The 6,607-nt window shown below is 71.8% G+C and carries 6 protein-coding genes; all 6 read right to left on the reverse strand.

Annotation, left to right across the window (positions count from 1 at the left end):
• Positions 1–509 precede the first annotated feature (509 nt).
• A complete protein-coding gene (gene aroB / locus SSOG_RS07615) occupies positions 510–1,619 on the reverse strand; it encodes a 3-dehydroquinate synthase (protein ID WP_009713632.1) in 1,110 nt (369 codons plus the stop codon).
• Positions 1,616–2,149 carry a shikimate kinase gene (locus tag SSOG_RS07620; protein WP_234364971.1) on the reverse strand — a complete coding sequence of 178 codons (534 nt, stop codon included), beginning with the start codon at positions 2,147–2,149 and terminating at the stop codon, positions 1,616–1,618. The genes aroB and SSOG_RS07620 overlap by 4 nt, the downstream gene beginning before the upstream one ends.
• On the reverse strand, positions 2,146–3,330 hold the full coding sequence (gene aroC / locus SSOG_RS07625; RefSeq protein WP_009713634.1) for a chorismate synthase: 1,185 nt from the start codon (positions 3,328–3,330) through the stop codon (positions 2,146–2,148). The genes SSOG_RS07620 and aroC overlap by 4 nt, the downstream gene beginning before the upstream one ends.
• A gap of 147 nt (positions 3,331–3,477) precedes the next feature.
• Positions 3,478–4,320 (reverse strand): shikimate dehydrogenase, encoded by an 843-nt coding sequence (locus SSOG_RS07630; RefSeq protein ID WP_009713635.1) that lies wholly within the window; start codon positions 4,318–4,320, stop codon positions 3,478–3,480.
• A gap of 8 nt (positions 4,321–4,328) precedes the next feature.
• Positions 4,329–6,116 carry an endolytic transglycosylase MltG gene (mltG, locus tag SSOG_RS07635; RefSeq protein WP_039936843.1) on the reverse strand — a complete coding sequence of 596 codons (1,788 nt, stop codon included), beginning with the start codon at positions 6,114–6,116 and terminating at the stop codon, positions 4,329–4,331.
• 91 nt (positions 6,117–6,207) lie between these two features.
• Positions 6,208–6,607 (reverse strand): Holliday junction resolvase RuvX (gene ruvX / locus SSOG_RS07640; RefSeq protein WP_063631543.1); only part of this gene is annotated, 400 nt, incomplete at its 5' end.

Below are 6,607 nucleotides of genomic sequence, written 5' to 3' on the forward strand. Positions count from 1 at the left end.
CCGGAGGCGCGGGCGCGGGCGGGGCGGGCACCGGGGGCACGGGCACCGGCGGCATGGGCGCGGCGGGGTGCGCGGGCTGGGCCGGTGGGGTGGGCATCGGAGGTACGGGCGGGGCCGGGTGGTGCGGAGGGGGACCGGGGGGCTGACTCGCGCTCTGGGCCCAGCCTGCGTCCTGCGGCCCGGGCCCCTGCCCCGCCGGCCGGTGGGACGGTGGCAGCGGAGCTCCCACTGCGTGCTGCATCCGGTGGCACTCCGTCTCGTACAGGCGGCAGTCGTGACGGACAACTGTCGCGTGGTGACGCGGCGCTGAGGCCGCTCCTACCGAACGGTACCTGCCCAGGCCGTCGCTGTGTGAACGCCCCGAAAACCCGATGCGTGCCCGTCTTGGCGCGTCAGCCAGGCAATTCGTCCGCGGAGGCCCCCAACTGCGGGCACTTGCCGGGGTGTTGGAAAGCCCGCGGCGGTGCCGCGGGCTTCCATGGCGATGACACAGCTGTGACGGAACCGGGTCAGCCCTGCGAGCTGTCCCGGGAGATCTCCCCGTACGCCGCGAGCAGCACCGCCGGGTCCGGCCCTTCCAGCACGGTCGGCTTGGCGATGCCGTCCAGCACGATGAAACGCAGCAGGTCACCGCGGGACTTCTTGTCGACCTTCATGGTCTCCAGCAGCTTGGGCCACTGGTCGCCGCGGTAGGTGAGGGGCAGGCCGACGGACTCCAGGACGGCGCGGTGCCGGTCGGCGGTGGCGTCGTCCAGGCGGCCCGCGAGACGGCCCAGTTCGGCGGCGAAGACCATGCCGACGGAGACGGCGGCGCCGTGCCGCCAGTTGTAGCGCTCGTTCTTCTCGATGGCGTGCGCGAGGGTGTGCCCGTAGTTGAGGATCTCGCGCAGGCCGGATTCCTTGAGGTCGCTGGAGACGACCTCGGCCTTGACCCGGATGGAGCGCTCGATCAGCTCGGCGGTGTGCACACCGCCGGGGATACGGGCCGCGGCCGGGTCCTGCTCGATCAGCTCCAGGATGGCCGGGTCGGCGATGAATCCGGCCTTGATGACCTCGGCGAGGCCGCTGATGTAGTCGTTGACCGGCAGCGAGTCCAGCGCGGCCAGGTCGCACAGCACCCCGGCCGGGGGGTGGAAGGCGCCGACGAGGTTCTTGCCCTCGGCGGTGTTGATGCCGGTCTTGCCGCCGACCGCCGCGTCGACCATGCCGAGCACGGTCGTCGGGACGGCGATCCAGCGCACCCCGCGCAGCCAGGTCGCGGCGACGAACCCGGCGAGGTCGGTGGTCGCGCCGCCGCCGACGCCGACGATGACATCGCTGCGGGTGAAGCCGGTCTGGCCGAGCGCCTTCCAGCAGTACGCGGCGACCTCGGCGGTCTTGGCCTCCTCCGCGTTCGGCAGCTGGATCGCGATGGCCTCGTACCCCTGGTCGGCGAGGTCCTGGCGGATCGCCTCACCGGTGTCGGCCAGCGCCTCGGGGTGCAGGACGGCGACGCGCTTGACGGCCTCCCCGATCAGGCCGGGCAGCTCGCCGAGGAGCTGCCGGCCGACCAGGACCTCGTACGGCGCGGTGCCCGCGGTGCCGCCGACCTGGATGCGCGTGGGGGTTTCGGTGCTCATGCCTTCTTCAGCTCCAGTGCGTCCATGACGGCGTCGGCGACCTCGTCGGGGGTGCGGCCCTCGGTCGTCACGACGGCCCGGGCGACTTCGGTGTACAGCGGGCGGCGCTGTTCCATCAGCTCGCGCCAGCGCTGGCGGGGGTTGACGGCGAGCAGCGGGCGGGGGGCGTCCAGGCCGGTGCGCTTGACGGCCTCGGCGACGCCCATCTCCAGGAAGACCACCGGCAGGCCGGTGAGCAGGGCGCGGGTGTCCGGGTCGAGGATCGCGCCGCCGCCGAGCGCCAGCACGCCCGGGTGCCCGGCGACGGCGGTCGCCACGGCCTGCCGCTCCAGCTCGCGGAAGTGGGGTTCGCCCTCGTCGATGAAGATCTCGGAGATCTCCTTGCCCGCGGACTCCACGATGTCGGTGTCGGTGTCGCGGAACGTGGTGCCCAGCCGCTCAGCGAGCACCCGTCCGACGGTGCTCTTCCCGACGCCCATGGGTCCGACCAGGACGGCCGCGGGCCCCTCCGGCGCGCTGGGGCCGCTCACCGGATGGCCAGGCTGTCGAGGAATCCCTGTACGTTGCGGCGGGTCTCGGCGACCGAGTCGCCGCCGAACTTCTCGGCGACCGCGTCCGCCAGCACCAGGGCGACCATGGCCTCGGCGACGATGCCCGCGGCGGGCACCGCGCACACGTCCGAGCGCTGGTGGTGGGCCTTGGTGGCCTCGCCGGTGGTGACGTCGACGGTGGCCAGCGCCTTGGGCACGGTCGCGATGGGCTTCATCGCGGCCCGCACCCGCAGCAGCTCACCGGTGGTCAGCCCGCCCTCGGTGCCGCCGGAGCGGCCCGAGGAGCGCTTGATGCCCTCGTCGGTCGAGACGATCTCGTCGTGCGCCTGGGAGCCGGGCACCCGGGCGAGGTCGAAGCCGTCGCCGACCTCGACGCCCTTGATGGCCTGGATGCCCATCAGCGCGGCGGCCAGCCGCGCGTCCAGCCGGCGGTCCCAGTGGACGTGCGAACCGAGACCGACGGGCACGCCGTACGCCAGCACCTCGACGACGCCGCCGAGGGTGTCGCCGTCCTTGTGGGCCTGGTCGATCTCGGCCACCATCGCCTTGCTCGCGTCGGCGTCGAGGCAGCGCACCGGGTCGGCGTCGAGCCGCTCGACGTCGGACGGCTTGGGGTAGACGCCGTACGGCGCCTTGGCTGCGGCCAGCTCGGTCACATGGGAGACGATCTCGATCCCGGCCGTCTCCTTGAGGTACGAGCGGGCGACGGTGCCGAGGGCGACGCGGGCGGCGGTCTCACGGGCGCTGGCGCGCTCCAGGATGGGCCGGGCCTCGTCGAAGCCGTACTTCTGCATCCCGGCCAGGTCGGCGTGGCCGGGGCGGGGGCGGGTCAGCGGCGCGTTACGGGCCAGCCCCTCCAGGATCTCGGGGTCGACCGGGTCGGCGGCCATGACCTGTTCCCACTTGGGCCACTCGGTGTTGCCGACCATGATCGCGACCGGGGAGCCGAGGGTGAGGCCGTGCCGGACGCCGCCGATGAAGGTGACCTCGTCGCGCTCGAACTTCATCCGCGCCCCGCGGCCGTAGCCGAGACGGCGCCGCGCGAGGGCGTCCGCCACCATGTCGGTGGTGATCGGCACCCCTGCGGGCAGCCCCTCCAGCGTCGCCACAAGCGCGGGGCCGTGCGACTCCCCCGCGGTCAGCCAGCGCAACCTGCTCAACGGTGCTCCCTCATGCTTGCCCCTCGACGTGTATCGGCGGGACCTGGTGCGGCCCTGGCCCGCCTCCTACCGATCCTCCCACGTCCGCCGAAGGGCCCGGGGCAGTGGTCCACCAGACGGACCTGGACATGAGACGCCGCGCGGGCGTCAGGAGCGGGCGGCGAGGGCCGCCTCGCCCGCCTCGCGCATCGCGGCGAGCGGCGCCGGGGCGCGTCCGGGGATCTGCTCGACCTGCGGCACGGCCTGGTGGACCAGCAGGTCGAGCCCGCCGACCACGGCGCCGCCGCGTCCCTGCCAGGCGGCGGCCAGCGCGGTCGGCCAGGGGTCGTAGAGCACGTCGAAGAGCGTGCCGGGGCGCTCGGGGACGGACGCGGCGAGCGCGTCGGTCGTCCCGGCGGGAGTGGTGGCGATGACCAGCGGGGCGTCGAACGCCTCGGTCGCCGCGGCCCAGTCCGCCGTACGCACCGGCACGCCCAGCCGCTCGCCCCACTGCCGCATCTCGGCCGCCCGGGCGTCGCTGCGGACGTACGCGGTGACCTCGCCGTCGCAGATGCGGGCGAGCGCGGCCAGGGCGGAGGAGGCGGTGGCTCCGGCGCCCAGGACGGCGGCCCGCTCCACCCGCTCGACGCCGCGCTCCGCGAGCGCGGCCACCATGCCCGGGATGTCGGTGTTGTCGCCGAGCCGCCGGCCGTCGTCGGTCAGGACGACCGTGTTGACCGCCTCCACGGAGGCAGCCGTGTCGCTGATGCGGTCCAGCAGCGGGATGACCGCGCGCTTGAGCGGCATGGTCACTGAGAACCCCGCCCAGCCCTGCTCCTCCGGCCCGCCGATCCGCTCGAAGAAGCCGGGCAGCGCGGCCTCGTCCAGTTCGACGGCACCGTAAGTCCAGCCGTCGAGACCCAGCTTCCGGTACGCGGCGTTGTGCAGCGCCGGGGACAGGGAGTGGGCGACCGGCGAGCCGAGCACGGCCGCGCGGCGGGTGTGGGACATGTCTTTCCTCAGCCGTTGTTCTCGCGCTGCTGCTTGTTGAACTTGTCGACCCACTTCTGGTGTTCCGCGTAGGTCTTGGAGAACTGGCTCTTGTTGCCGATCGCCACGAAGTAGTACCAGCCGTCGCTGGTCGGGTTCATCGACGCCTTGAGCGCGTCCGCGCCGGGATTCCCGATCGGGCCCGGCGGCAGACCCTTGTAGAAGTAGGTGTTGTACGGGTTGTCGTAACCCTTGATTTCGCTGACCGAGATGTCGAGCTTGCTCTGGTTCTTGATGTAGTTGTACGTCGAGTCGAATTCCAGCTTGCCATTGGTCTGGCTGTTGCCGGGCTCGAGCCGGTTGTAGACCACTTCGGCCATCTTGCGGAAGTCGCTGTGGGTGATTCCCTCCGCCTGGACCAGGCTCGCCACGGTGATGAGTTGCAGCGGGCTCTTGAGGCCCAGCTCCTTGGCTTTGCCCTCCAGATCCTGCCGCGCGTAGTTCCGCTTGGCCTCGGCGACCATCTTGCGCAGGACGTCCGCGGGCTTCGCCTTCTTGGCCACGCTGTAGCGGGACGGGTAGAGGAATCCTTCCAGCGGATCCTTGATCTTGGCATTGTCGTTCGCCCAGGAAGGCAGCCCGAGGTTCTTGGCCTCCTTCTTGGCAACGCCCGCCGTGGTACCCGCCTTGACGCCGGTCTTCTTGTCGATCGCCGCGTAGACCGCGGCATCGCGCATGCCCTCGGTGACGATCAGGGCATTGTTGCCCGCGGGGCTGAGCATGAGCTTCACCGCGGCGGCGCCGGACATTTCCTTGCGGAGGCTGTAGCTGCCCGGCTGGACGAACTTTCCGCTGTCCTCGACGGCTTCCACGAATGCGCCGCTGCTCTTCACCACGCCTTTTTCGGCGAGGATGCTGCCGATTTCGGCATTGCCGGATCCGTCGGGAACCTCCACCTCGACCTGACCGGTGCCCTGGCCCGCGTAGTCCGGAGCCGGGCCGAAGCGGGTCTGCCAGAAGTCGTACGCGAAATAGCCGCCACCGCCGACGGCGCCCACCAGGACGACCGTGACGAAGAGGCAGGCGACCCCGCTGCGGCGCTTGGTCCCGGACTCCGCCTTCTTGGATTTCTTGGACTTCTTGGACTTCTTCGAGCGGCCCTCGGAGGCAGCGTCCTCGTCGTCGTCCGCCGCACTGTCGCCGCCGTCGGCGGCACTGTCGGTCCGGAAGAACGGATGGTCGTCCGGGCGGTCCTGCGGGGACTCCCGCGGCTCCTGCGGCGCCTCCTGCGGCACCTGGGGCATCTGCTGGGTCTCCCCCGGCATTTGCGCGTCCTGCGGCGGCGGCTCGTGCGCCGCCTGCTGCGGGAAGCCCTCCTGGACGCCGCCCTGGGCCGCGTAGCCGTACGGGTCGTTGGGGTCCATCCCGGCGCCGTACGAGCCGTCCCAGCCGCCGTTGTCGTAGCCCTGCTGCGCCTGCTGTCCCTGCTGTATCTGCTGGTCCCAGGCGGACTGCTGTTGCTGCTGCGGGAACGCCTGCCCGTCCTGCGGGTATCCGTGGGCGTACTGCTGGTGCCCGTACGGATCCTGCCCGTAGAGGTCCTGGCCGTGGACGCTCGGGGAGTAACCGTCCTGCGCGTATCCGTCCTGCGCGTAACCGTCCCGCGGGTAGGGGACCTGCCCGTACGGATCGTTCGGGTCCTGCGCGTAGGGATCCTGACCGCTCACCGCCTGATGGCCGCCCCACCCCTGGTCCCCGTACAACGGGTCCTCGGGATGCCACGGTTGGGAGCCGGGTCCCCGGCCGTACTCAGTCATCGAACCCCTAGCGATGGCGGTGGCAGCCGCCCAGTGCGCTCGCGGCACAAGCGACGGCTGCCATGTCGCGCGGAACGTTACCGTATCGCGATCAGATGACCACTTCGACGGCCTCGCCCGGCGCCCGGCCGGAGGCCCGCTCGGTCTCCAGCGCGCTCTGCAAAATGACCACCGCGGCTGCCTGGTCAACGACCGAACGGCCCTTCTTGGACGACACCCCGGACGCCCGGAGGCCATGCGCCGCTGTGACGGTCGTCATACGCTCGTCCACCAGCCGTACGGACACCGGCTGGACCCGCCGCGCCAATTCGCGGGCGAAGGTGCGCACCTTGGCCGCGGCCGGCCCCTCGCGCCCGTTGAGCGAGCGCGGGAGGCCGATCACCACCTCGATGGGCTCGTACTCCGCGACGATGGCCGCCAGCCGCTTGTGGGCGGCCGGGATGTCGCGTCCCGGCACGGTCTCCACGGGGGTGGCGAGGATCCCGTCGGGG

It is taken from the genome of Streptomyces himastatinicus ATCC 53653 (genome assembly GCF_000158915.1).
In the GTDB taxonomy this organism is placed as follows: Bacteria; Actinomycetota; Actinomycetes; order Streptomycetales; family Streptomycetaceae; genus Streptomyces; species Streptomyces himastatinicus.

Coding starts and splice junctions, on each gene's coding strand:
- mltG (WP_039936843.1), bottom strand. CDS start 6,116: ATGACTGAGTACGGCCGGGGACCCGGCTCCCAACCGTGGCATCCCGAG.
- SSOG_RS07630 (WP_009713635.1), bottom strand. CDS start 4,320: ATGTCCCACACCCGCCGCGCGGCCGTGCTCGGCTCGCCGGTCGCCCAC.
- aroB (WP_009713632.1), bottom strand. CDS start 1,619: ATGAGCACCGAAACCCCCACGCGCATCCAGGTCGGCGGCACCGCGGGC.